The sequence below is a fragment of the Morganella psychrotolerans genome (assembly GCF_001676155.1).
GTDB lineage: Bacteria > Pseudomonadota > Gammaproteobacteria > Enterobacterales > Enterobacteriaceae > Morganella > Morganella psychrotolerans.
In genome coordinates, this window is record NZ_LZEW01000001.1 from 1,364,218 (window position 1) to 1,387,635 (window position 23,418).

Genomic DNA, 23,418 nt, shown 5'->3' on the forward strand with positions numbered 1-23,418 from the left:
GTTATTTCATCACTAACGCAATAATAAAGATAACGACTGCCATGCAGGTGAAGAAACTAATAGGGTATACCATTGTACTTTTCGTGATTGGCATCATGATCAGATCTCCTGTAAACCTTGCTTAGTATTTTATAGACCGAGTCTCAAAAAAAGGCTCACTGACTATTTAAAGACAACAGAAGATATAAATAAAGCTTATGGATCACAAAACCAGATAATAAAGCAAAAAAGCTACTTTACCGTATTTTAGTAACAGTTCGCCGATTTTACTGATATTGTTCTAAATAATAACCATCACCAAAAGAACAAAAGTCAGCAGCCCGAGATAACATTTAGCATAGAATCTGTCAGGAATACGACCAATCAGCGGTGCACTTAATTTCTGCCCCAGCCAGGAACCGGCAACCAGTAAAATACATGCCTGAATATCCACATAACCGGCAAAACCACTGCCAAACTCCGCAGTATCATTCCATGCCATCACAATATAAGTTATGGTTCCCGCCAGCGCCATCGGCAGGGATAACGGATTCGCCATTGCTGTTGCCTGCGCCATCTTCGCACCACGCCTGCGCATCAGCGGAACGGTCATCACACTACCGCCAACCCCCAGAAATGCAGCGACAATACCGATTGTTGTGCCGGTAATTGCCGTCACTCCGCCCGACATCGGGCGGACAGAATCCGCCGCCTGTGTCATAAAGCCCGGACGAAAAAGACTATCCCACAACGTTATCACCAAGTAACTGATAAAAATCCACTTTACCCATATACCTTGCAACGATATGGCTAATATAGCCCCCAAAACAGCGCCCGATGCAATATAGCCGGTCAGAGGACGAACCAGGGACCAGTCTATCATTCCTGCGCGATGCTGACGGGCAGTTGCCATTGATGCACTGAATATCATAACGCAGGTGGATGTCGCCACAGCAATATGCATTGCCGCATCTCCTGCCTGCTGTCTGTGCCCGTGGTTAACAGTGCATACAGCAACGGGACAATAAAAAAAACCACCGCCGAAACCAAATAATACCGTTGTCGACCCGACAATACATCCGCATATTAATAACAGTAAAATCATTGTATTCAACCCGGAAATCATAACTGTAACCACACTATAAACGACGGTTCTGCAATAATCTTTTGCATATAAGACAACCATCATTGTATTTCAGCCAGAGAATACCGCGCTTATATTATAGCCGGACAAATATCGCCTGATTATTATCATTCCGGATACATGACTACAGACAGAAGATACAAAAAATAAAGCTCACCACAGTTAATAACACCCCGCAGTGAGCCTTATATATTTAAGGTAAAGCCTTATCAGATAAGGTCTTTAATAACTTCAGATGGTCCATTTTTCTGTATTGAGGCAATCCCGTTTAATGCACCCTGCTTTGAGGCATACATTTCGCTGGTTGCAATAATTTCATGGTTTCCGGCTTTCAGAACAAAATAGTACGGCTGTGGTGTATCTTTCGTGGATTTCTTTAATTCGTAATACCCCATAACAAGCTCCTTGAATTGAAAATCATGTTAAAGCGGACATTCGTTATTTCTCCAACAGTATAGTTAATACTACGTAAAAAAGAGAAACAGATAACTAAAAAAAGATAAATGGTTCTTTTTTACAAAAAACGAACCGTTTCCGCAGGATAATTGATATGAGATCAATAAAGAAATGCACTTATTTGCTGCCAATCATCAATAAATACGGTACGCCATCACAGGTAAACCGGCCAGCCTCTCTCATTCCTGACTTCAGATGTGCCTGAACAGACCGCACGTTATCCTGATTAATAAATGCTACCGGCTTCCCGTTATTTAACTCACACATTGTTTTATAAAGCGACTGAAGCACGCCTTGCCCGCGATAATCTGCATCAATACATACCGGGCCGTAAAACCAGTTATTTTCCAGCAACTCATTAAACTGTTGTGATATTTGTTGTGTAACAGGCGAAACGGATGCTGCCAGAGGCGAAAAACTAAACAGCACACCGACAAGGGTATTTCCGGTTTCTGCAACAACCGTATGAAGAGAATGCGTAAACATGCTTTCCACTTTTCCCGGGGGATATTCCCCGAGTAAACCACCCTGCCGGGACTGTGCATTAGCCTGTAATAATAGGGTGACCTGCGCGCAATCTTCTTTTGTCATCAGGCGATAGAGGATCATATCTTCTCCGTTTTGGTGGCTATTTTGTACCTTTTACTATACCCAACGTCATTCCGGATGCAGGAAGGCGGCAATACAGAACGGAAATTCATCTCACTGCGATTTATACTGATGCATAAAAAAAAACCACCGGTTTAACCGATGGCTACAAAAAGAATTTATTCATCTTCAGGCGGATTTTTGAGGAGCTGATGAATTTCCTCTTTCAATCGTAACTTCTGTTTCTTTAATTCCACAACTTCATCACCATAACCTCTCCTGTCAGAGTGCTCTAACCGGGCTATTTCATGGTCGAGTTGGTTGTGCTTATCAAAAAGTGCACGAAAGTTAAGATTATTCTGGCGCAGATGGGAGATCAAATCACGATATTCCGGAAACATAGTTATATTACCTTTTGTCAGTGACTATTTTCTCATCATCTCCCATTTTTTTTCTGCAACGCAAAGAAAGAAAACAATTTCCCTCACGATCATATTATCTGCACTGATAATTTCATGATTTTTAAAAAATTAATAGTATTTGAGAGAATAACGAACAGCGCAGTAAGCTGGTTATTCTGGCTGCATACGTATTTAAATTTATGTTTACACCAAGCTAAATTCTTAATTCTTTGCTACCAGTATGCATCCTCCGGAACAATCACAGTCAACCTGATACCCTTCCAGTGCTACGGGAACCCCTTGTATTTTCATCATAGGACTGGCTTCTGTAATAACACCGGTTGAATCACATCGCGGGCAATAAACGGCATCCCCCAAATAGGCTATTTCTTCTTTCTGTTTGGCAATTAAATGTCCGCTTAATACGGTTCCATTTGTATTGGTACTATCATTTTTGATGATGAATTTCTGCTGATTTATTTCCCCCTCTCATATCGCCATTTTATTATTAATAACGTGTATTATTAATCGGCGCTATCAAATACCATTTATATTATTTCATTTAAGCAGAAACCCAAGGGATCATACAAAAATTCCGGATATAAAAATACATCATAACAATTTTTTTATCAAAATGTTTTTTTTGCAATTATACATATCGAATACAAATAAATATTACGCGGCACAATACCTTGCTTTATTTATAGACATCACCAATCAATTTACATGATTTGAAAAAATAAAAGATAGTATTTATTTTTTTAGCATACAAGCATTTGATACATGCATATTATATCACTTCCCCTTACGTATTCTTAACGTTAATTAATCAGCCCTAACACATTATCACGCCAACCTGGCACTTATTTTATTTTACCTCATAAATTCAAATCATTACAATTAAATTACATCATGAAAAACGAAGGTGACATTCTATTAATACAGAATAAATAAAATGCACATAAAAATAGAATAATTTATTCATACATTCATTCTTTAACTAAGTTAAATGCATGAATTGACACATTAATAAAAAAAAGACATATGTTGAACACTATTATCTTGCATGCGCATGGCTGTTTTTTGTGGAAGTGTAATCTTAAGGATATCCAATGAGTAAGAACGGGCTTGGCAGCGTTGCACCAAAAGAAAGAATTAATATCAAATACACCCCTCATGACGGAGGAAGTCAGGCTGAAATTGAACTTCCTCATAATCTTCTGGTTATTGGTGATTTTAAGAACAAAGAAGAAGATACACCAATTGAAGAGCGTAAAACGGTTTCCATTGATCAGAATAACTTTAATTCGGTTATGGAAAATGCCGGTATTAATCTGACATTTGCCGTCAAAAATCACCTCGAAGAAGAAAGTGATTCGGAAATTCCGGTTAATCTGGATATTAAATCTCTCCGTGATTTCTCCCCGGACAATATTGCTAAGAAAATCCCTGAATTAAATAAACTGCTTGAGTTACGGGAAGCGTTGGTCGCGTTAAAAGGTCCGCTCGGTAATATTCCTGCTTTCCGGAAACAACTTCAGGCTCTGCTGGATAATGAAGTGACCCGTGAGCAACTGTTAAAAGAACTGGATATCGTCAGTAATAAATAATTGGTGGGAATGGTGTTATGTCTACAGCAACAGTAAGTGCAAAACAGGAAGCCGGTCAGGTTAATACCGGAACATCGCTGCTTGATGAAATTATGTCTCAATCCCGGATGACACCGGAAACGGAAGCTTATGATATTGCAAAGCAAGGGGTTGCTGCATTTATCAGTAATATTCTTGCCGGGGACTCAAAAGAAGAGCCGGTCAATAAGCTGCTGATTGATAAAATGCTCGTTGAACTGGACAAGAAACTCAGCGTGCAGATGGATGAGATCCTGCATAACAATCAGCTTCAGGAAATTGAGTCTTCATGGCGCTCACTGAAGCTGCTGGTAGACCGTACTGATTTTCGTGAAAACATCAAAGTTAATATCATCCACGCAACGAAATCAGAATTGCTGGAAGATTTTGAATTTTCGCCTGAAATTGTACAATCCGGGTTTTATAAACACGTTTATTCAGCAGGTTATGGTCAGTTTGGTGGTGAACCTGTTGCCGGTGTTATTGGCAACTATGCATTCAGTAATACCACGCCGGATATGAAATTACTGCAGTATGTCAGTACTGTAGGTGCCATGGCTCATGCACCGTTCATTTCTTCTGTTGCACCTGATTTCTTTGGTGTGAGCAGCTACACCGAATTACCGGCAATTAAAGATCTGAAATCGGTATTTGAAGGTCCTGCTCATACTAAATGGCGCTCTCTGCGCGAGTCAGAGGATTCCCGTTATCTGGGGCTGACCGCGCCGCGTTTTTTACTGCGTCTCCCTTACGATATGATTGAAAATCCGATTAAAAACTTCAATTACCGGGAAAGCGTTAAACAAAACCACGACCACTATCTGTGGGGTAATACTGCATTTTTGTTAGCCGCCGGAATTAATAATAGTTTTGCACAGTATCGCTGGTGCCCGAATATCATAGGCCCGCAGAGCGGTGGTGCAGTCAGTGATTTACCGGTTCACTGTTTTGAAGCAATGGGCGAACTGCAGACAAAGATCCCGACAGAAATTTTGGTTACCGACCGCCGTGAATTTGAATTAGCTGAAGAGGGCTTTATTACGCTGACTATGCGCAAAGGCAGTGACAATGCCGCATTCTTCTCAGCAAACTCTGTACAAAAACCAAAACATTATCCGAACACCCGTGAAGGGAAAATGGCAGAAACCAACTATAAGCTGGGAACTCAACTGCCTTATATGTTCATCATTAACCGCCTGGCTCACTACATCAAAGTATTACAGCGTGAGCAGATCGGTGCCTGGAAAGAGCGTCAGGATCTCGAACGGGAACTGAATATCTGGCTGAAACAGTATATTGCCGATCAGGAAAACCCGCCGTCTGATGTCCGCAGTAAACGCCCGCTTCGTTCCGCACAAATTCAGGTGCTGGATGTGGAAGGCGATCCGGGCTGGTATCAGGTCGCCATTCAGGTTCGTCCGCATTTTAAATATATGGGTGCGAGTTTCGAATTGTCACTGGTTGGTCGCCTCGATAAGGAATAACAGGAATGGGGGCGCTTTATCGTCGTCAGACCGCGCAACCGATCCGTCTTTTTGAGCGGATCAGGGGGGAGCACTCCGGTGCTTCCCGCCAGTCGCGTATCACAGCACTGACCGCTTCAGTAAAAAAACACCTGACACTGGTGCTCAATACTCATCCTGAAACCTGCCAAAGCAGCCGGGAACTGGGCGTTATTGACCTGAATGATGCCACTGCAACTGCAGTGGATTTCAGAGTCAGTCTGGAGGCGGCTATCAGGAACTGTATTTTGCACTATGAGCCACGGATAAGTGACGTCACTGTGGAGGGGCTTATTGATGAAAGCAATCCCCTGCTCCTCGAGTTTCGGATTACTGCTTTAGTACTGCTGGAAAGTCAGTCACAGGTAATTGAATTTAATATGCAGATGGACAGTCACCGGCACTACAGACTGAAACAGGCTTGAATGTATGCCCCGTAATCCCTATTTTTCTGATGAACTGGAATATCTGCAATTACTGGAAAGTACGGTTGCGCGGTATAAACCTCATCTGGTTAATTTTTTAGCAGAAAAGAGTACCGATCCTGATGTACTGCGCCTGCTGGAAGGTTTTGCTTATTTATCGGCTTCATTGCGGGGACAGGTTGAACGTCAGTTTCCTGAACTGACTAACAGCCTTGTTACGATGCTCTGGCCCTGCTACCCGCGGCCATTCCCGTCGATGACTATTATGCAGTTAACACCGGACGCACAGGTTAATCAGCCTTGTCTGATCCCTGCCGGTACTCTTTTTGAGAGCCGCGAAATTACGTTTGCCGAAAGTGATTCTGAAGAGGATAAGATTCATCATCCCGTATGTCATTTCACACAGTGTCGTGATGCCTGGGTGATGCCATTTACAGTATCAGGAACAGACAGTGATACTCAGTCAATAACGCTGCATTTTACATTTACCGGAACAGTAAAATTATCTGAGGCAGGATTGACCCGTCTGCGGATTTATCTGGATGGTGATGATTATTCTGCCCGCGAACTCTATTACCGGCTGAACCATGCAATAGCCGGTGCTACGCTGGCAACGGAAAAGCACACCTTTACGCCGGAAAAATTTTCAGTCACACCGGTCGGATTCTGCCGGGAAGATGCCCTGCTGCCTTACCCGAAAAACAGCTATGAGGGACATCGCCTGCTACAGGAATATTTTAGTTTCCCGCAGGCCTTTTTATTCCTGGATATTGCAGGGCTGGATGATATTCCGCCGGTTATGACCGGCAATCAGTGTTCTCTGACTATCCGTTTTTCCCGTCCGCTGCCACTGTCAGTTGCCATCACACCAGAAACCATACGGATCAACTGCGTGCCCGCAGCCAATTTGTTCGTGATGGACAGTGAAGCCATAGAGCTTGACGGAAAACAAAGTGAATACCCTCTCAGCCCGTGCTTTGCCCATGCACAATGTTACGATATTTTTTCAGTCCGCCGTGTCGACGGACTGCGTCGTTGTGGGCATCTTCCGGCGCAACGTACGCACTACACTCAGTTTGAAAGCTTTCATCATCAGAATCAGATAAATACCGGCAATGAAGATCTGTACTACCGGTTACGAACCCTGCCGGCGCCGGATAACGAAGGATTTCGTCACCGGATTTCGTTTGTCCGGAGTAATGAACACGAACTGACCGGATGCGATGAAATCATTTCTGTCTCCCTTAACTGTACAAACCGGGATATCGCAGGTTGTCTGTCAACAGGGATGATTAACCGGTGTATTACACCGCTGGCGGATCTCGCCGGGGTGACCAATATTATCAAACCGACGAAAACACTGCTGCCATTGCTGGATCATTCATTGCACTGGTCAATGCTGACAAACCTTTCACTCAATTATCAGTCATTACTGAGCCTGGATTCACTCAGGGAACTGTTACAGCTTTATGATCTGACGTCCGTATTTCATCAACAGACTGCCCGTCAGACACAAAAATGTCTCGATGCTCTGGTCAGCATGGAAAGCAAACCTGTTGAATATCTGTACCGGGGATTACCGGTACGCGGTCTGAAATCAACACTGTCGGTTTATCAGAATGCATTTTCATCAGAAGGTGATTTGTATCTGTTCTGCTCTGTCATTGCACACTTTTTTGAACTTTATACCAGCGTAAATACCTTCCATGAACTGGAAGTTATCAACATGGACAACCGGGAAACGTATTTATGGCCGGCGAATATCAATCAGTCAGCACTGATATAAGCATCAACGCCACTGACAGTACAACCGGCATGACGGAATATGACTTCTATCAGTTGGCTGAATTACTCCGAAAGTCAGTGATAGCGGCAGGAAAATCCGGGGAAAATGCTGTCCGTTTTACGTCAGATGCCGGTATAGCGTTCCCTACCCGGGATGTTACGGATGTCACCCGCCATGCTGACGGCACTTATGACGTCAAAGTTGCCTTTTTAGGGCTGCACGGTAGTCAGTCACCGCTGCCCGGGTATTATCTCGACAATTTCGCATGGGAAGACGCGCAACAGACTGAAAGTGTGACAGATTTTCTTAATCTGTTTAATCACCGCTTCGTTTCGTTGTTACACCGGATCTGGCGCAAATACCGGTACTACATCTCTTTTGAGCCTGACGGACATGATGCCTTTTCCCGTTATATGTTTGCGTTACTCGGGTTGGGTAGTGAGAACATCCGCAACCGGATCCCCATAAACCATAACAAAATGCTGGCATACGCCGGATTGCTGGCAAGCCCCGGGCGATCGGCTGATGTGATATGCAGTCTGATTTCACACTGTTTTGACCTTGACGATGTAAACCTGATCGGTTGGGAAACCCGCCGGGTCACTATTCCTGATGATCAGCAAAACCGGCTGGGAACTATTTTATACAGTACCGGACAGACGGCAAAACCACGCACGCTGCTGGGTGAAAACTTCAGTCTGGGGGCAAAAATAGAAGATTGTAACGGGAAGTACACCATTGAAATCAGTGAATTACCGCTTTCCCGTTATATGCGGTTTCTGCCCAATGGACAGGATTTTTTACCGCTTGTTACTTTTGTTTCTTACATCATGCATGAGCAACTTGCCTGGGATCTGCGGCTGTGCATGGCGGAGAAACAGGTTGGCGGAATGGTGCTCGGCGAAAAGGATAACAACCAACTGGGCTGGCGGAGTTTTCTGGGTAAACCCGAACTGAAGCCTTTCGTGACGATTTCTGTATTGGAATAACATGATGGATAAACCACAACTTAATTTTCATTTAGTAAACAGTAACCGACTGGAGAGCGGGCGGGCTGCGACGGCTCAATTTTCAGTTCAGGGCGGTACTATCGGCAGTAATACCGACTGCACCTGGTCACTCCAGGACAGTCTCGGGAAAGTATCCGGGATTCAGTGCCGTATTGTCTGGCAGGATCAGACTTTTTGCCTGAAAACACTGACAGAGCCTGTCCGCGTTAATCAGACGGCGATTCCACGTCATGCAGGTGCAGTACGTTTGTCCGGGGGCGATATCATTGATATTGGCGAACTCCGGTTTAAAGCACACATTACGATGGCCGGGGAACTTTATCATGACCCTATGTCTGTTGCCCCGCAGGATATTATTTCCGCGGATAGTAATCCGCTGGATAGTCTGATGGACAGCCGGGCAATTCCACCAGCAGATGCGCAGATAACCGATACTCAGACCGCAACAGTCCGCAGCGGTTATACCAATGATCCGCTGAAAGCGCTGGATAATGAGAGCCTTACCACAGATACAGGCACTCAGGAAAATGATACCGACGGCTTGCTGGCTGATAACCTTCATTCAGCCACCCGCTACGCATCGCCGCTGTCCGATAACCACGGAAACACCATTGTGCAGGAATATATGGATCTCCCCAAACTCTCCGCCACGGATGATATCCCGGCGTCTGACTCCGAACATATTGCCGTTAACCCCCTGATGCACGGGCTGGAAGCGCATCTTCCGCTGAGAAACTCACGCCAGGCAAATGATTTCCTGACCGAAGTCGGCCGGACATTGAAAGCGGCAATCGAAGGGTTGCTCATTTTGCAAAAAAGCCAGGATAACCTGAGAGACAAACAGTTACGCCCTATTGAAGATAATCCGTTACGGCTCAACGTGGATTATCAGGAAGCGTTACGCCTTCTGTTCGGCGAAGAGCGCAGCCCTGTACATCTTTCACCGACCGCTGCTGTCAGTGAGAGCCTGAATAACCTTCAGCTTCACAACCAGGCAAACCAGGAAGCCATCTCCGTGGCACTGGATACTATGCTGGATGCTTTTTCCCCCGAACGACTGCTGGCGCGCTTTGCCCAATATCAGCGGGCGGGAGAGCAGCATGAGCCGGATCCTGACTGGGCATGGAAAATGTATGTCAGTTATTACCGTGAACTGAAATCCGGCCGCCAACAGGGATTTGAAAAACTCTTCTATGACGTTTACACCCACGCATACGACCGGGCATTACGGAAAAGTATATAAAGGACGCACATCATGAGTGTGAAATTGCGATACGGATTGTTGTTACTGGTACTGGTTTTAACCGGATGCAGTAAGTCCTGGGAGGCGACAAAAAAAGTGGGGAAAGTGCTGTGGGATCCGGATGTTCCGGTAGGGAAAGCCAGCCAGCGTCCGTCTGAAATCGCCATCACACTCCTTGCTGAACCGGATATGAATCCGAATCCGGATGGTGAACCGTCACCGGTGGAGATGCAGTTGGTGTACCTCAGTGAGGACTCCCGTTTTGAATCAATGGATTTTGATCAACTGGATGAAAAACCCCTGCCCGACATTTTGGGTAAAAACTATATCGACCATCAGGATTATACGCTGACGCCGGATCAGTACAAACCACTGGCATTACTGAAGACAGGCGATGAGAACCGTTATCTGGGTGTGATCGTTCACTACTCTGATCCTAACGCCACACAATGGAAGAAAATTATTAAATTAAGCGGGATCGGACGTCAGTATTACATCCTGGTTCATGTTCGTGCAAATGAAGTGGAACTGCGCAAAGAGGAAGAAGAATAGTATGTCGATGAAAAACCGGGTTATCTGGCGTGAAGGATTGTTTATCAAACCGCAGCACTTCCAGCAGCAGCAACGTCATCAGGATTATGTGACACAAAGCCTGCTTTCGGCTTTTATAGGTCACTATGCCGGACTGACCTCTCTGGTGATAAATGACGATATTTTGCGGCTCGGCCGGGTCGGTATCTCTGAGGCAACCGGCGTCATGCCTGACGGTACATTATTTTCAATGCCGTCTCAGGATGAGCTTCCTCCGCCGATTGATATTTCGGGTCTTAATGATACCGGCAATAACATTATTTATCTGGCTCTGCCACTGCACAGTGCAACGGTCAATGAAATCGCGACAAGTGATAATAATCAGCTGACCGCGCGTTATAAAGAGTGTCGTCAGGATGTACGGGATCTGCATACCGAAAACGGTGACGTCAGTATGCTCAATATTGCAAAACTGAGCCCGGTTCTTAAACAGGGTGCGACTGAGCTTAATGCCTACGTTTGCGTGCCAATCTGTCGAATCAGTGAACAGACTGCCGACGGAGGACTAATCCTTGATGAGTCATTTATTCCGTCTTGTCTGAATATCCGTCTGTCACCTTTATTAACCGGTTTCCTGGACGAACTCAGCGGAACACTGGCTGAACGCGCCCGTCAGCTGGCAGAGCGGATCGGGTCCCCCGGGCAACAGGGAATAGCCGATGTTGCTGAATTTATGATGTTGCAGTTGCTTAACCGCGCATCTCCGCGTTTTTCACATTTTGCCGCTCAGAATGTCCTTCATCCGGAGCCGTTATTCAGCGAGTTACTCTCACTTTGCGGGGAGTTACATACCTTTACTGACCAATCCCGCCTGTCCGGTCAGTTACCGAAATACAATCATCAGTCACTGAGTGAATGTTATCCCCCTTTGATGCGGGCATTGCGCCAGGCATTGAGTGTGGTACTGACGCCACGGGCTATCGCAATACACCTGCAGGAACAGGAGCACGGAATTCGGGTCGCGACGATTCAGGATCAGCAATTACTGCAGCAGGCCGAGTTCATTGTTGCTGTCCGCGCACAAATACCGCAGGAACAATTACGTCGTCAGTTTACTCAGCAGACGAAAATCACATCCGTTAACCGCATCCGTGATCTGGTCAGTGTTCAGTTGCCGGGTGTACCACTGATTTCACTTTCTGCCGCTCCCCGCCAGTTACCCTATCACGCAGGCTATACCTATTTCCGCCTTGATCGCCAGGGGAGCGCATGGCAGGAAATTCAGCAGAGCGGGTCGATTGCATTCCACGTCTCCGGTAATTTCCCCGAGCTGGATATTCAGTTCTGGGCCATCCGTAACGGAGGTGATGCATGACCGGCGAACCAGAGCTAACTCTGCATGACACACAACAACCGGCAGAAAATAAGCAGTACCGGATCCCGCTGCGCGGCGAAAATATTAATCCGATGATCGATGCCGCTACTCCGTTGCTCGGAATGGTGATGCGTATGCGTACCATGTCGGGCTCCCCGCTCCCGGAGCAGTTGTACCCGCAGGTTGTCGCGGATATTCAGGCGATTGAGCAACAACTTCAGTCTCAGAGCTATGAGCCGGGTGCGATTGTGTCATTCCGTTACGTACTATGCACATTCATCGATGAAACAGCGCTGGGGCTGGGATGGAATACCGATAACGGGTGGGTGAAAAAATCATTACTGGTCCATTTTCATAATGAATCCTGGGGCGGAGAAAAAGTCTTTGTACTGATTGAACGCTTGCTGGGTGAACCAAAACGTTATCTGGATCTGATTGAATTTATCTGGCTCTGTCTGTGTCTCGGTTACCGGGGTCGTTACAAAGTAACTCAGGGTAATAATGATGAATTTAACAAGCTCCTGCGCCGCCTGCAGAAACAGATCCGTCAGCTAAGACCTGAACAGGGCTCTGTGGTGATATATGACGATGTATCGTCAAAATCACACCGCTACCACTTAGGTAAGCGCCTGCGGCTTAAATATATTTTTATCGGCGGACTACTTTGTGCCGCCGGTATTTATGGTCTGTACCTGTCACACCTTAATGAGCAGACACAGAACATTTTAGATCAATTAACACCGTTACTGAGCCGGGGTATAAATTAATGATAAATGTCGATCTTTCAACGTTAGTCAACCGACTGGACCCGGTCGCAAAACATGCACTGGAAACGGCAGCAGCGCGTTGTGTCAGTGAACAACAGCCGGAGATTACCGCATCATTATTTCTGTGCAGCTTACTTGAAACGCCGTTAACCGATGTCCGGATAATCTGTCAGCGTGCAGGAATTGAACACAGTGAACTGATGTCAGCAGCAGATACGCTGATCCCACCACATCAGGCACTCACTCAGGGATATCCGGGATTCTCCCCTCTGCTGAGCGAACTCCTCAAAGATGGCTGGCTCGTCGCATCCGCGGAACATCATCATACAACGCTCCGGTCAGGTATTTTATTGCTGGTATTACTCCAGATGCCCCAGCGTTATCTGCCACATCAGGCATGTGAATTACTCAGTAAAATTAATCGTGAACAGTTAAAACAGCAATTTGATGAGTGGACAGCAGGATCTGCGGAAAGTCAGTCGGGTGAAATGACATCATTACCGGACGGCAGCAATACCGCACAACGTGGTGATACCCTTCTTGCCCGTTTTACTCAGAATATGTCAGAGCAGGCACGTCAGGGAAAATTAGATCCCGTACTGTGCCGCGATAATGAAATTGATTTAATGATCGATATTCTGTGCCGCCGCAGAAAAAATAACCCTGTCGTGGTCGGCGAACCGGGTGTCGGGAAAAGTGCCTTAATCGAAGGGCTGGCACTGCGTATCCTTGCCAGCGACGTACCGGAAAAATTGCAGGGCAGTGAATTGCATGTCCTTGATTTAGGTGCAATACAGGCGGGTGCTGCCGTAAAAGGTGAATTTGAAAAACGGTTCAAAGGACTGATGCAGGAAATTATGTGCTCATCCACACCGGTGATTTTGTTTATCGATGAAGCCCATACACTTATTGGCGCAGGTAACCAGCAAGGCGGAACCGATGTCGCTAACCTGCTGAAACCAGCCCTGGCAAGGGGGGAACTCTGTACTATTGCCGCCACAACCTGGAGCGAATACAAAAAATATTTTGAAAAAGATGCTGCATTAGCAAGACGCTTCCAGTTAGTTCAGGTTAAAGAGCCGACAGCTGCGCAAGCGGTCATCATTATGCGCGGACTGCGGACCGCGTATGAATCAGCGCATAACGTCTTTATTGATGATGACGCTCTGCGTGCCTGCGCAGAACTGAGTGACCGCTATCTTTCCGGTCGTCAGCTACCTGATAAAGCCATTGATGTACTGGATACGGCCTGCGCGCGAACAGCGATTAACCTGACATCACCACCAAAACAGGTTTCCACTCTCAAAACACAGTTACATCAGACAGAGATGGAATGCAGCATTCTTGAGCGCGAAGCGCTGCTTGGCCTGGTGAATCATGACGACCGCCTGGCCGCGCTATACCTGGAAAAAAGTACCTTATTGCAGTCTCTTGAACAATTACAACAGGACTGGAAAACACAACAGGAACTGGTCCGGGAGATTATCAGACTGCGGGCACAGTTACTTGATACCACCGGATCAAAAGAACCGGCAGAAACGCCGGAAACAGATAGTGCAGATACTGAAACAACCGCAGCGCCTTCTGCAGAAACAGGATCTGAATCTGTTGCCGCTATCCGTGAAAAATTACAGGCACTGAATCAGGCGCTGGAGGATTGCCGGGAATTATCTTCCCTCGTCTCCCCTCACGTCGGTAAAAAACAGATTGCCGCCGTCATTGCGGAATGGACCGGTGTGCCACTGAACCGGTTATCTCAGGATGCCCTGTCAATCGTGACCGAACTGCCACACTACCTGGAAGAATTTATTAAGGGACAGGATCTGGCGATTGCTCATCTGCATAAACACTTATTAACCGCCCGTGCCGATTTGCGCCGCCCCGGACGACCTCTGGGTGCCTTTTTGCTGGTCGGTCCGAGTGGTGTGGGGAAAACGGAGACTGTATTACAGATAGCTCAGCTGATGTTTGGCGGCACACAGTATCTCACGACGGTCAATATGTCTGAGTTTCAGGAAAAGCATACCGTTTCCCGTCTGATTGGTTCACCTCCGGGCTATGTGGGTTACGGCGAAGGCGGTGTACTGACAGAAGCTATCCGCCGCAAACCTTATTCAGTCGTATTACTGGATGAAGTTGAAAAAGCGCATCCTGATGTTCTGAATCTGTTCTATCAGGTGTTTGATAAAGGGGAACTGGCTGACGGTGAAGGCCGCGTCATCGACTGTAAGAATGTGGCGTTTTTTCTGACCTCAAATCTGGGTGATAACACTATTGTCGCTTATGAAAACCGGCCGGATGAGTTGCTTGATGCACTTTACCCGGAACTGACTGAATTCTTTAAACCCGCACTGTTAGCACGAATGGAAGTGATCCCGTTCCTGCCGCTTAATGATGAAACGCTGATCCGTATCATCCGTTTCAAACTGAGTCAGCTGACCGCCCGCCTGGTTCAGCGCTTCGGCGCGGATGTCACTATCGATGACAGTGTCTGTGATGCCATTTTGCAACGGGCTAACCGTGCTGAAAATGGTGCCCGTATTCTTGAATCAGTTATTGATGGTGCATTGCTGCCGCCGTTATCTCTCCTTCTCCTCCGGCATACCGCCAAAGGAGACATAATCCGTCACATTACATTGATGGCCGCCGGAGGTGAGTTTACTGCAGAGGTAAGAGTGCAAGAATGAAAGAGCGACTGAAAAACGCCCTGTCACTAATTGAATGTCAGACGGTGGGATCATTGATTTCTCAGTTTTTGCTGCACAGTTTTCATTGCAGCACACTCAGTGCAATGGTTATCACCCTGCTCAGTCCGCGCGATAACCAACTGATAAGCTGGTCGGTTGATTATACCCGCCGACAGGTCACTCCCGGATTGCTGGATACTGATGCGTCAGATATACGCCACCCGCTGGTACAGGTGACATTCAACCCTGTGCCAACATTCTGGAGAAACTTATCACAGGGAAGTTATCTTGATAACGGCAGTTTTAAACAGTTTATCAGTGAATTACCACCGGGCAGCGGAGTGCACGGATATCCGTTCACCGATCATGACGACAAAATATCAGGTGCAATATGCCGCCTGGGCACAGACCTGAAAAATAATGAACATGAAACAGGAATAACCGCTATTTATTACCAGATTTTCTGTCGCCATTTCCGGCACCTGACAAAACTGAATCAGTTGCAGGAACAACATAATCAGCTCCGTTACCTTGCTCAGCTTGCGCAGGAAAAAGAACGCCGGCTTGAAATGATGATCACACAGGCCGCAGCACCGGTTTATGAGGTTGCAGAAAAATCCGCTGCCGGCTTGTCTGACCCGGCGGATGTCTATGATCTTCAGCACTCGCTGGATCAGTATGAATCAGAGGTCCTGAGTTACCGCCAACTAACAGATGATAACGATATCGCACGGATGGCTGAAAACTTAAATGTCTCTAAACGTTCACTCATCTATAAATTAAAAAAATACGGGTACATGTCATGACCAAAAGGATTATCCGGGGAATGACGGCGTTGCTTTTGTTTACACCGTTATGGAGCCAGGCACAGCCGGGTCCCCTGCTTTCAGATGAAATGTCTGCATTACTGGCAACCTGCCGTTCAGAGGCGTCACCGCTTGTGCGCCTGGAGTGCTATGACAATCTTGGCAGAGAAAAAGCCTTACCGCCGGTTATAACACCAGAAAAAGGCAGCATCTGGCGCAGAGCCATGGCAAATGAAGCGCAACGCAGTGACCATTCAGTTTCATTTATCACCTCACAACCCGGTGAAGGGACCTGGCCTGTCATCATGACAGCACCGGCAATAGGCACTCAGCCACCGCGCCCGGTACTCATGCTGAGCTGTGTGGATAACATTACCCGGATGCAACTGGTGATGAACTCGCCGGTCACTCAGCGGGGGATACGGCTTTCCACACAACAGACAACGTTCAGCAGCGACTGGTTTATCCGGGAAAACGGCTATGTACTGGAGTCCAGCCGCGGGTTAGCCGGTATCGATGAGATAAAACGGATAATGACCGGAGAGAAACTGACGATCACACCTGAAAACGGAGAGCCGGTGACATTTGATCTGACAGATCTGGTTCAGAGTATCAAACCATTGCGTGCGGCCTGCCGTTGGTGAAAATAATGATAGCGACACGATTTAACTGGTCAGAGCAACTGCTGGCACCACTGGAAACATCATTACTGCATAGTGCAATTGATGATGGTGATACTGACTGGGAATTTATTGACAGCGGAATGATTAAATTCGGCTCTCTTACACATGCGTCCCTTGATGTCGCAGCCATTCAGTCCCGTACACTGAATCTGCTGGCAACGCGGACAAAAGACTTCCGGTTGGTTGTTCATCTGCTGCGCACACTCCAGCACGCGGGAGAGCCGGATGAAATTACCCTTGCGGTGCAACTTTTTTCTCAGTTTTGCCGGCAATTCTGGAATGACTGCTTTCCTGCCAATAAACGGATAAAACTTCGCCTGACCCAACAGGTCTTACAACGTTTTGAACTGGCACAATCCGGTTTCACCCGTGAAGCAACACCAGAACAACGGGATAATGTCCTGGGCGATTTTGCCGGTCTGGCACAATTCTGGCGCACAGAATACCCGGAACTGTCTCAGACACTGGATGCACTAAGCACCGGATATCGCAGGATAGAAAGCCGTGAACCGGATGATATCGTGTCGTCTGTTCACGCTTCGCTGCTAACGGCAGAAAAAATCACACCGCCGGCCTTAACCACGGCGCAAAACAATCCGGCAGCCTTGTCACCGGATGAGGCTGTTCCGGTCAATGATATCGATACCGGCAATGATCGCTCGCGGAAAAATGCATTACTGGCTGTCGCTGATTTATTATGCCGCCGGGCACCGGAGAACGCTGTCGGGTATCTGTTACGCCGTTATGCTATCTGGCACACAATACAGACTGTTCCGGCAACCACTTCCGGCGGGAAAACGCCGTTAGCCTCCGTTTCACCGGACAGAGTAATGGATTACCGGGAAAAAATCGTTCACGCAACTCCCGCTCTGCTCACAGAAATCGAACAAAGCCTGAGCCTCGCCCCCTACTGGCTCGACGGGCACTATCTTGCCGCACAGGCAGCCGACCGGCTGGGATTTCATCAGGCAGCGCAGGCTATCCGGCAATCCGCAGCAGAATTTACTGCCCGGATACCCGCGCTGTCATCTTGCCTGTTCTCTGATATGACGCCTTTTATCTCTGCTGAAACGGCAGACTGGCTGGCAGCGTCATCATCACCGGCAGGTATACCGGGAGCGTCATCTGACGGACAGATACCCCGCGACGAAATTACCCGTTGCTATACCGAAGACGGACTGAATGCCGCACTGCAAAAAATCGACGATGCCATAAATAAAGCAGAACAGCCGCGTGATCGTGTTTATCTGCAACTACTGGCCGCCTCATTTATTGAACAGTCGGGAATGTCCGGGCTGGCACAGGCTCACTATCAGCAACTTTATTATACGGTACTGCACAGCAGTGTTGAGCAGTGGGAACCCGCGTTACTACGGCAACTCGCAGAAAAAATACCGGACTCAGATTTTAAAAGGAATATTGTGTGATGAAAAAACCATCATTGCCATCAGTAAATGTGCAGGGGCTGTTCAGAAAATTTTTCATGTCTGATAAGCCGAAATTTAAATCTGCCCTGACTATTTTTCTGGCTGTTCTGCCTGCCATTATTCTTCTCTGGATTTGGATTTGGGGCGCTGATTTTCGTTTCCGCGATGACTATCCGCTGCGTCCGGTCAGTGCCCGCTGGTTAGCCACCCTGGGATTATTTCTTATTGTTATCAGTTGGGTAGGATATTGTGCCCGGCGGCGGGTTCGTGAACTGGAAAAACTGAAACTGGATGTGGAGCTTTCTGTTGTTGATCCGATCAGAAAAGATATTGAGTTTCAGACCCGCTACCTTGATTACTGGCTCGGACAATTACGCCGTCATCTCGGGAATAATAACCGGTCACTTTATCAGCGCCCCTGGTATCTGGTACTGGGTGCGGAAAACAGTGGTAAAAACACCTTATTTTCCGCCAATCTGAGTCTTTTGGATCTGGCGCCACAGGATCGGGTGGTATCAGAAGAAGGTCTGGATCTGCATGTTCGTTGCTCGCTGACAGACAAAGCGGTATTACTGATGCCGCGGGGGCGTTTAATTACCCAGCCGCATGACAGTAATGAAAAACCACAGCTTTATCATCGTTTATGGCAAAGCCTGCTTGGCTGGATGGTCTCTGAGCGCACACGCCAGCCACTGAACGGGATCATTCTGACAATAGATATATCCCGGTTAATCACTGCAGATAAAGAAGCCGGAAGCCGTTATTTTGCGGATATCCATCTGCGTCTTCAGGAAATCCGCCAGGCGTTCAGCACCCGTCCTCCGGTGTATATCGTTCTGACCAAACTCGACCTGTTACAGGGCTTCAATGCGATGTTCCAGTCACTGGATATTCCGCTGCGGGAATCTGTTCTGGGCGTTACCTTCACACCGGACGACCAAAATGCCTGGCTCAGTGAACTGACAACATTCTGGGAAAAATGGATAGCTCAACTCAACGCTGCATTGCCTGAAATGATGCTTAACCGGGTTGATGACAGTCAGCGCAGCGAATTATTCAGTTTTATCCGCCAGATGGTTGGTCTGCAAAACCGGGTGACTGATCTGTTGCAACAATTGATTGGCAGCAATGATGAAGACATTCCGCTCATCCGCGGGATTTATCTGACCTCATCCACTCAGCGCGGACAAATAGATGATATTTTCACGCAGAGTGCCGCTGTTCAGTACAATCTGCCGGTATCGCCGACCAATACCTGGCCGGTCAGTGAAACATTCACCTATTTTACCGGGCAATTATTTCGTGATGTTTTATTTTCAGAACCCAATCTGGCAACGGAGAACCGGTTCTGGCTCAGACACCATCATCATAAACTCTTTTTTGCCTCAACGGCCACGGCAGCCGGTTTAATAGCACTCTGGACGGGCTGGCATCATTATTACGATCAGAACTATCAGGCCGGGGAAAATGTGTTATCGCAAGTCAGTGCATTCAGCAGCGTTGCTGCCGATAATCAACAGGATACTTCCGGCGTACGCCAGTTACCGGTTCTCAATCCGCTGTATGATGCAACTTCCGCTTATGGTAATTATCGTGAGAAAAATGGTGTATTTACCGATCTGGGGCTGTATCAGGGGAAAAAAATTGGTCCGTATGTGGAAAAAAGTTATCTGCAACTTCTGATTGTCCGTTTTTTGCCGGCAATCATGACCGGTTTACAAATTGATTTAAATAATGCACCTGAAAACAGTGAAGAAAAACTAGCCATACTGCGGGTTATGCGCATGCTGGAAGATAAAAGCGGACGCAATGATGCCATTGTTAAAGCGTATTTACGTCAACGCTGGAGCCGTGAATTTACAGGACAAAATGATATTCAGTCTCAGCTGATGTCTCATCTTGACTATGCGCTTGAGCATACTGACTGGGCCGCTGACCGTAACGGGGGCGATGCCGTCGCAAACCGGGCTTATCTGCCTTTTGCGCCGGTCATGAAAGCGGCACAAAAAGAACTGAGTCAGCTCTCTCTCTATCAGCGGGTCTATCAGACTCTGCGCCTGAAAGGCTTTAACGAACTGGCCTCGCCTCTGGATATCCGCCATCAGGTAGGTCCGGGCTTCAGCCGTGTGTTTGTGTCACTGGATGATGAAAAACTTGAAGTGCCGCAATTTTTAACACGTAACGGGTTGACTAACTACTTTATCCGCCAGAATGAAGAACTGGTCGATCTCACCGCGCTGGATGCCTGGGTACTGAATTTATCTCAGAACGTTAAATACAGTGAAAGCGACCGCCGGGAGATTCAGCATCAGATTAGTGAACAGTATCTGGGGGACTATACCGCGAACTGGCGTGCTGCAATGAGTAATCTTGAGATACGTGAGTTTGACACCATTTCGGATGAGATAAGCGCACTTGAGCAAATCATCAGTGGTGAACAACCTCTGCGCCGTGCATTACAGATTTTACGGGATAATACCAGTCTTCCGGTGGTGGACAGCAATCTGACAGAAAAAGAAAAACAGGCGTTAATGGCTCAAAGCCAGTACCGTCTGCTCAGCCGGATTAATCGTGAATTTGCACCTCAGACTGAAATCCTCGTCAGTAATAACGGCGACAATTTGCAAAATATCAACCAGAAGCTCAATGAATTACACCGCTACCTTCTCAGTATTGAAAATGCCCCGGTTCCGGGAAAAGCAGCACTGAAAGCCGTGTTCCTGCGTCTTGAAGAAAATAACCGTGATGCCATTTTTGAAGTCAGTCAGATGGCCAAAACTATGCCGGAACCGCTGGGTCGCTGGGTTGGCGAACTGGCTGATCAAGCCTGGATTGTGGTTCAGAAAGAAGCTATCCGCTATCTGGAAGTGGAGTGGAATGAGTCCGTTGTTAAACAATACAACAGCTATATTGCAGGCCGCTATCCTTTTGACCCGAAATCGACCCGCGATGTTCCTCTGAGTGAATTTGAACGGTTCTTCAAACCGGGCGGAACGCTGGATGCATTCTACCAACAAAACCTGCGGCCATTTGCTGAAAATAACCTGCTGGTCAGTGAAGACGGTCAGTCACTGATCCGCCCTGACGTCATGGAGCAGATAGAAACCGCAAACCGGATCCGTAATGCCTTCTTCACTGCGCAGGGAAATCTTGAAACGCAATTTGCGGTAGAGCCGGTGCAGTTATCCGGAAATAAACGCCGCAGTGTCCTGAATCTGGACGGACAAATTCTCGATTATGCGCATGGGCGCAGTAATGTTGTCCATATGATCTGGCCTAACTCCATGCGTTCCGGAGGAGAAAGTAAACTGACACTGGTATCCGATGTTCAGGGAAAATCACCGCGGGCCATCATCAATAATGGTCCGTGGTCTCAAATCAGGCTTATTCAGACCGGCAAACTGACAAACGTCACCGCGAACAGTTTCGATGTCCGGTTTGCTATAGATGACGGCGAAATGAGTTACCGTATTTACATGGATGAGGCGGATAACCCGTTCTCCGGTAACCTGTTTTCCCGCTTCAGTCTCCCTGAAACACTTTATTAACCGAAACCGGATATCACATAAGGCAGCAGTATATGGACGGTATTATTATCAGAACAGGGCAATCACCGCTTGATATGCCGGAATTTTTGGCAATCCGTGATGAGATAAATAAACTCAATCATCCGTCACAACCGGAAGTCAGTTGGTCATTAATTGAATCGCTTGCACTGTCACTGTTCAAACACAACGGCGTTGACCTGCAAACCGCCGTGTATTACACGCTGGCGCGATTACAACGTAACGGACTGACCGGCTTTACAGAAGGTGCGGAACTGATAGCCATGATGGTGGTGCATGACTGGGATTCTCTCTGGCCACCTCAGGAAAATCATCGTATCGATATTATGAATTGGTTTAATACCAAGGCAATGACGGCTATCCGTAAGCTGTCATTCAGCAGAAATGACCTGAGACTGATTTACCGCGCTGAACGGGCGTTGCAGTTAATTACGGATAAACTGACACAGGTTCCCTCATCCAAAGAGCCCAAAACAGGGAATCTGCAACATTTTTTCCATAATCTGGCACAAAAAACAGAAACACCCGTTGCAACAGATAAACAGGGACTTCCGTCAGTAACGCTCGCTCCGCTGGTTTATATCACGGGTGATAACAATGACCAGCCTGCGCCGTCCCTGCGTCCGCCGGCGCATTCGCAGGAGTCGATCCGTATTGTTCATGTTCAGGCTGACCCGCCACAGCCTGCACCCCCGGTCCGGAAAATAAGCGGGCTGACCGGTTTTCTTTCCGGTGCGGGGCTGGGCGTAATTGCTGTTATTGCGCTGTTTTTTACTGTTTATAAACCGGTAAAAGAGGAACTGAGTGCATTTATCCGCCAACCGGGGAGTGCCGTTATACAATGGTTTGCACATCCGCAACTGGCAACATACGGACAATTTTTATCCGATGCTGAAAAACAATCCCCGCTGGCACAGCTGAATCTGGCAGATAGAATGACAGAAATTGCCCGCCGGTACTGGCCTAACAGTCCCGATCAGGCCTATGCCACCCGGCGATGGCAAAATGTACTGCAAACCCGGATAGCAGATATCGCCGGAACAGACAGTTGGTATGTCACATCCGGTCGCCTGCAGGCACTGGCTGATAAAATTGTGACTCAGGAAAAAAACCGTGGCAGTTTTACTCTGTCATATCTGAAAACTGAAATTTATAATATTCAGCAAAATCATAATAAAATCCGCCCTGCTGAAGACTATCTGCGTGAGTTATCTGCCGATATCCACAGCGGAAAACCTATCTCTCCGGCTCAGTTACATCGTATTGACCTGCAACTCAATGGTTTGCTTGCATTGTATGCTGACCTGCAAAAACAAGCTGAAAATGCAGGTTTAAAACCCGGTACCGAAAAACAGGAATAAGGAAAATAGCATGGTGGTACATCAGGGTACTGCTGTTGGGAAGAAAGTACACA

Annotated in this window: 20 protein-coding genes; 15 read left to right on the top strand and 5 right to left on the bottom strand. The window is 47.2% G+C overall.

All coding sequences use genetic code 11. The annotated features are described in order from the left end of the window. Positions 1 to 280: 280 nt before the first annotated feature. From AYY16_RS06645 to AYY16_RS19605, 5 genes are all read right to left on the bottom strand, one after another. The gene (locus AYY16_RS06645; RefSeq protein WP_082970659.1) at positions 281 to 1,084 is read right to left on the bottom strand and encodes a sulfite exporter TauE/SafE family protein; all 804 of its coding nucleotides are present in this window, start codon (positions 1,082 to 1,084) and stop codon (positions 281 to 283) included. Between the two features lie 248 nt (positions 1,085 to 1,332). After that, positions 1,333 to 1,518, bottom strand: a complete 186-nt coding sequence (locus tag AYY16_RS06650; protein WP_067363645.1) for a YegP family protein — start codon at positions 1,516 to 1,518, stop codon at positions 1,333 to 1,335. Positions 1,519 to 1,696: 178 nt separating this feature from the next. Next, positions 1,697 to 2,188: a GNAT family N-acetyltransferase gene (locus AYY16_RS06655; protein ID WP_067363651.1), complete on the bottom strand. Its 492-nt coding sequence runs from the start codon at positions 2,186 to 2,188 to the stop codon at positions 1,697 to 1,699. A 158-nt stretch (positions 2,189 to 2,346) separates the two neighbouring features. After that, a complete protein-coding gene (locus tag AYY16_RS06660; protein ID WP_067363654.1) occupies positions 2,347 to 2,568 on the bottom strand; it encodes a DUF465 domain-containing protein in 222 nt (73 codons plus the stop codon). Between the two features lie 222 nt (positions 2,569 to 2,790). Continuing rightward, positions 2,791 to 3,048 (bottom strand): PAAR domain-containing protein, encoded by a 258-nt coding sequence (locus tag AYY16_RS19605; protein ID WP_082970610.1) that lies wholly within the window; start codon positions 3,046 to 3,048, stop codon positions 2,791 to 2,793. A gap of 632 nt (positions 3,049 to 3,680) precedes the next feature. On the opposite strand from AYY16_RS19605, the gene tssB reads away from it, so the two are divergent. The 15 genes from tssB to AYY16_RS06735 are packed head-to-tail and all read left to right on the top strand — an operon-like array spanning position 3,681 to position 23,365. Then, entirely contained in the window at positions 3,681 to 4,178 is a 498-nt protein-coding gene (gene tssB / locus AYY16_RS06665; RefSeq protein ID WP_067363657.1) for a type VI secretion system contractile sheath small subunit, read from the top strand. A 17-nt stretch (positions 4,179 to 4,195) separates the two neighbouring features. Beyond that, positions 4,196 to 5,680: a type VI secretion system contractile sheath large subunit gene (gene tssC, locus AYY16_RS06670; protein WP_067363660.1), complete on the top strand. Its 1,485-nt coding sequence runs from the start codon at positions 4,196 to 4,198 to the stop codon at positions 5,678 to 5,680. A 5-nt stretch (positions 5,681 to 5,685) separates the two neighbouring features. Further along, a complete protein-coding gene (tssE, locus tag AYY16_RS06675) occupies positions 5,686 to 6,123 on the top strand; it encodes a type VI secretion system baseplate subunit TssE (protein WP_067363663.1) in 438 nt (145 codons plus the stop codon). Positions 6,124 to 6,127: 4 nt separating this feature from the next. Continuing rightward, on the top strand, positions 6,128 to 7,909 hold the full coding sequence (gene tssF / locus AYY16_RS06680) for a type VI secretion system baseplate subunit TssF (RefSeq protein ID WP_067363666.1): 1,782 nt from the start codon (positions 6,128 to 6,130) through the stop codon (positions 7,907 to 7,909). After that, positions 7,873 to 8,898 (top strand): type VI secretion system baseplate subunit TssG, encoded by a 1,026-nt coding sequence (gene tssG, locus AYY16_RS06685; RefSeq protein ID WP_067363669.1) that lies wholly within the window; start codon positions 7,873 to 7,875, stop codon positions 8,896 to 8,898. The genes tssF and tssG overlap by 37 nt, the downstream gene beginning before the upstream one ends. 4 nt (positions 8,899 to 8,902) lie before the next feature. Then, positions 8,903 to 10,162, top strand: coding sequence for a type VI secretion system-associated FHA domain protein TagH (gene tagH / locus AYY16_RS06690; RefSeq protein ID WP_067364830.1), 1,260 nt, complete (start codon positions 8,903 to 8,905; stop codon positions 10,160 to 10,162). Between the two features lie 12 nt (positions 10,163 to 10,174). After that, positions 10,175 to 10,714, top strand: coding sequence for a type VI secretion system lipoprotein TssJ (gene tssJ, locus AYY16_RS06695; protein WP_067363674.1), 540 nt, complete (start codon positions 10,175 to 10,177; stop codon positions 10,712 to 10,714). A gap of 1 nt (position 10,715) precedes the next feature. After that, on the top strand, positions 10,716 to 12,068 hold the full coding sequence (tssK, locus tag AYY16_RS06700; RefSeq protein WP_067363677.1) for a type VI secretion system baseplate subunit TssK: 1,353 nt from the start codon (positions 10,716 to 10,718) through the stop codon (positions 12,066 to 12,068). Continuing rightward, complete coding sequence (gene icmH / locus AYY16_RS06705; RefSeq protein WP_067363680.1) at positions 12,065 to 12,835, top strand: type IVB secretion system protein IcmH/DotU; 771 nt, start codon at positions 12,065 to 12,067, stop codon at positions 12,833 to 12,835. The genes tssK and icmH overlap by 4 nt, the downstream gene beginning before the upstream one ends. Next, entirely contained in the window at positions 12,835 to 15,522 is a 2,688-nt protein-coding gene (gene tssH / locus AYY16_RS06710) for a type VI secretion system ATPase TssH (protein ID WP_067363683.1), read from the top strand. Before icmH ends, tssH begins: the two co-directional genes overlap by 1 nt. Then, a complete protein-coding gene (locus AYY16_RS06715) occupies positions 15,519 to 16,328 on the top strand; it encodes a hypothetical protein (protein WP_067363686.1) in 810 nt (269 codons plus the stop codon). Before tssH ends, AYY16_RS06715 begins: the two co-directional genes overlap by 4 nt. Further along, positions 16,325 to 16,972: a type VI secretion system-associated protein VasI gene (gene vasI / locus AYY16_RS06720; protein ID WP_067363689.1), complete on the top strand. Its 648-nt coding sequence runs from the start codon at positions 16,325 to 16,327 to the stop codon at positions 16,970 to 16,972. Before AYY16_RS06715 ends, vasI begins: the two co-directional genes overlap by 4 nt. A gap of 5 nt (positions 16,973 to 16,977) precedes the next feature. Then, positions 16,978 to 18,438, top strand: coding sequence for a type VI secretion system protein TssA (tssA, locus tag AYY16_RS06725; protein ID WP_150384616.1), 1,461 nt, complete (start codon positions 16,978 to 16,980; stop codon positions 18,436 to 18,438). A 56-nt stretch (positions 18,439 to 18,494) separates the two neighbouring features. Further along, positions 18,495 to 21,986 (top strand): type VI secretion system membrane subunit TssM, encoded by a 3,492-nt coding sequence (gene tssM / locus AYY16_RS06730; protein WP_223861119.1) that lies wholly within the window; start codon positions 18,495 to 18,497, stop codon positions 21,984 to 21,986. A gap of 32 nt (positions 21,987 to 22,018) precedes the next feature. Further along, a complete protein-coding gene (locus AYY16_RS06735) occupies positions 22,019 to 23,365 on the top strand; it encodes a VasL domain-containing protein (protein ID WP_067363696.1) in 1,347 nt (448 codons plus the stop codon). The last annotated feature ends 53 nt before the right edge of the window (positions 23,366 to 23,418 follow it).

Bases quoted from the DNA above. Each gene is read 5' to 3' on its own strand.
- AYY16_RS06645 (WP_082970659.1), bottom strand. From the start codon at position 1,084: ATGATTTTACTGTTATTAATATGCGGATGTATTGTCGGGTCGACAACG.
- AYY16_RS06650 (WP_067363645.1), bottom strand. From the start codon at position 1,518: ATGGGGTATTACGAATTAAAGAAATCCACGAAAGATACACCACAGCCG.
- AYY16_RS06655 (WP_067363651.1), bottom strand. From the start codon at position 2,188: ATGATCCTCTATCGCCTGATGACAAAAGAAGATTGCGCGCAGGTCACC.
- AYY16_RS06660 (WP_067363654.1), bottom strand. From the start codon at position 2,568: ATGTTTCCGGAATATCGTGATTTGATCTCCCATCTGCGCCAGAATAAT.
- tssB (WP_067363657.1), top strand. From the start codon at position 3,681: ATGAGTAAGAACGGGCTTGGCAGCGTTGCACCAAAAGAAAGAATTAAT.
- tssC (WP_067363660.1), top strand. From the start codon at position 4,196: ATGTCTACAGCAACAGTAAGTGCAAAACAGGAAGCCGGTCAGGTTAAT.
- tssE (WP_067363663.1), top strand. From the start codon at position 5,686: ATGGGGGCGCTTTATCGTCGTCAGACCGCGCAACCGATCCGTCTTTTT.
- tssF (WP_067363666.1), top strand. From the start codon at position 6,128: ATGCCCCGTAATCCCTATTTTTCTGATGAACTGGAATATCTGCAATTA.
- tssG (WP_067363669.1), top strand. From the start codon at position 7,873: ATGGCCGGCGAATATCAATCAGTCAGCACTGATATAAGCATCAACGCC.
- tagH (WP_067364830.1), top strand. From the start codon at position 8,903: ATGGATAAACCACAACTTAATTTTCATTTAGTAAACAGTAACCGACTG.
- tssJ (WP_067363674.1), top strand. From the start codon at position 10,175: ATGAGTGTGAAATTGCGATACGGATTGTTGTTACTGGTACTGGTTTTA.
- tssK (WP_067363677.1), top strand. From the start codon at position 10,716: ATGTCGATGAAAAACCGGGTTATCTGGCGTGAAGGATTGTTTATCAAA.
- icmH (WP_067363680.1), top strand. From the start codon at position 12,065: ATGACCGGCGAACCAGAGCTAACTCTGCATGACACACAACAACCGGCA.
- tssH (WP_067363683.1), top strand. From the start codon at position 12,835: ATGATAAATGTCGATCTTTCAACGTTAGTCAACCGACTGGACCCGGTC.
- AYY16_RS06715 (WP_067363686.1), top strand. From the start codon at position 15,519: ATGAAAGAGCGACTGAAAAACGCCCTGTCACTAATTGAATGTCAGACG.
- vasI (WP_067363689.1), top strand. From the start codon at position 16,325: ATGACCAAAAGGATTATCCGGGGAATGACGGCGTTGCTTTTGTTTACA.
- tssA (WP_150384616.1), top strand. From the start codon at position 16,978: ATGATAGCGACACGATTTAACTGGTCAGAGCAACTGCTGGCACCACTG.
- tssM (WP_223861119.1), top strand. From the start codon at position 18,495: ATGTCTGATAAGCCGAAATTTAAATCTGCCCTGACTATTTTTCTGGCT.
- AYY16_RS06735 (WP_067363696.1), top strand. From the start codon at position 22,019: ATGGACGGTATTATTATCAGAACAGGGCAATCACCGCTTGATATGCCG.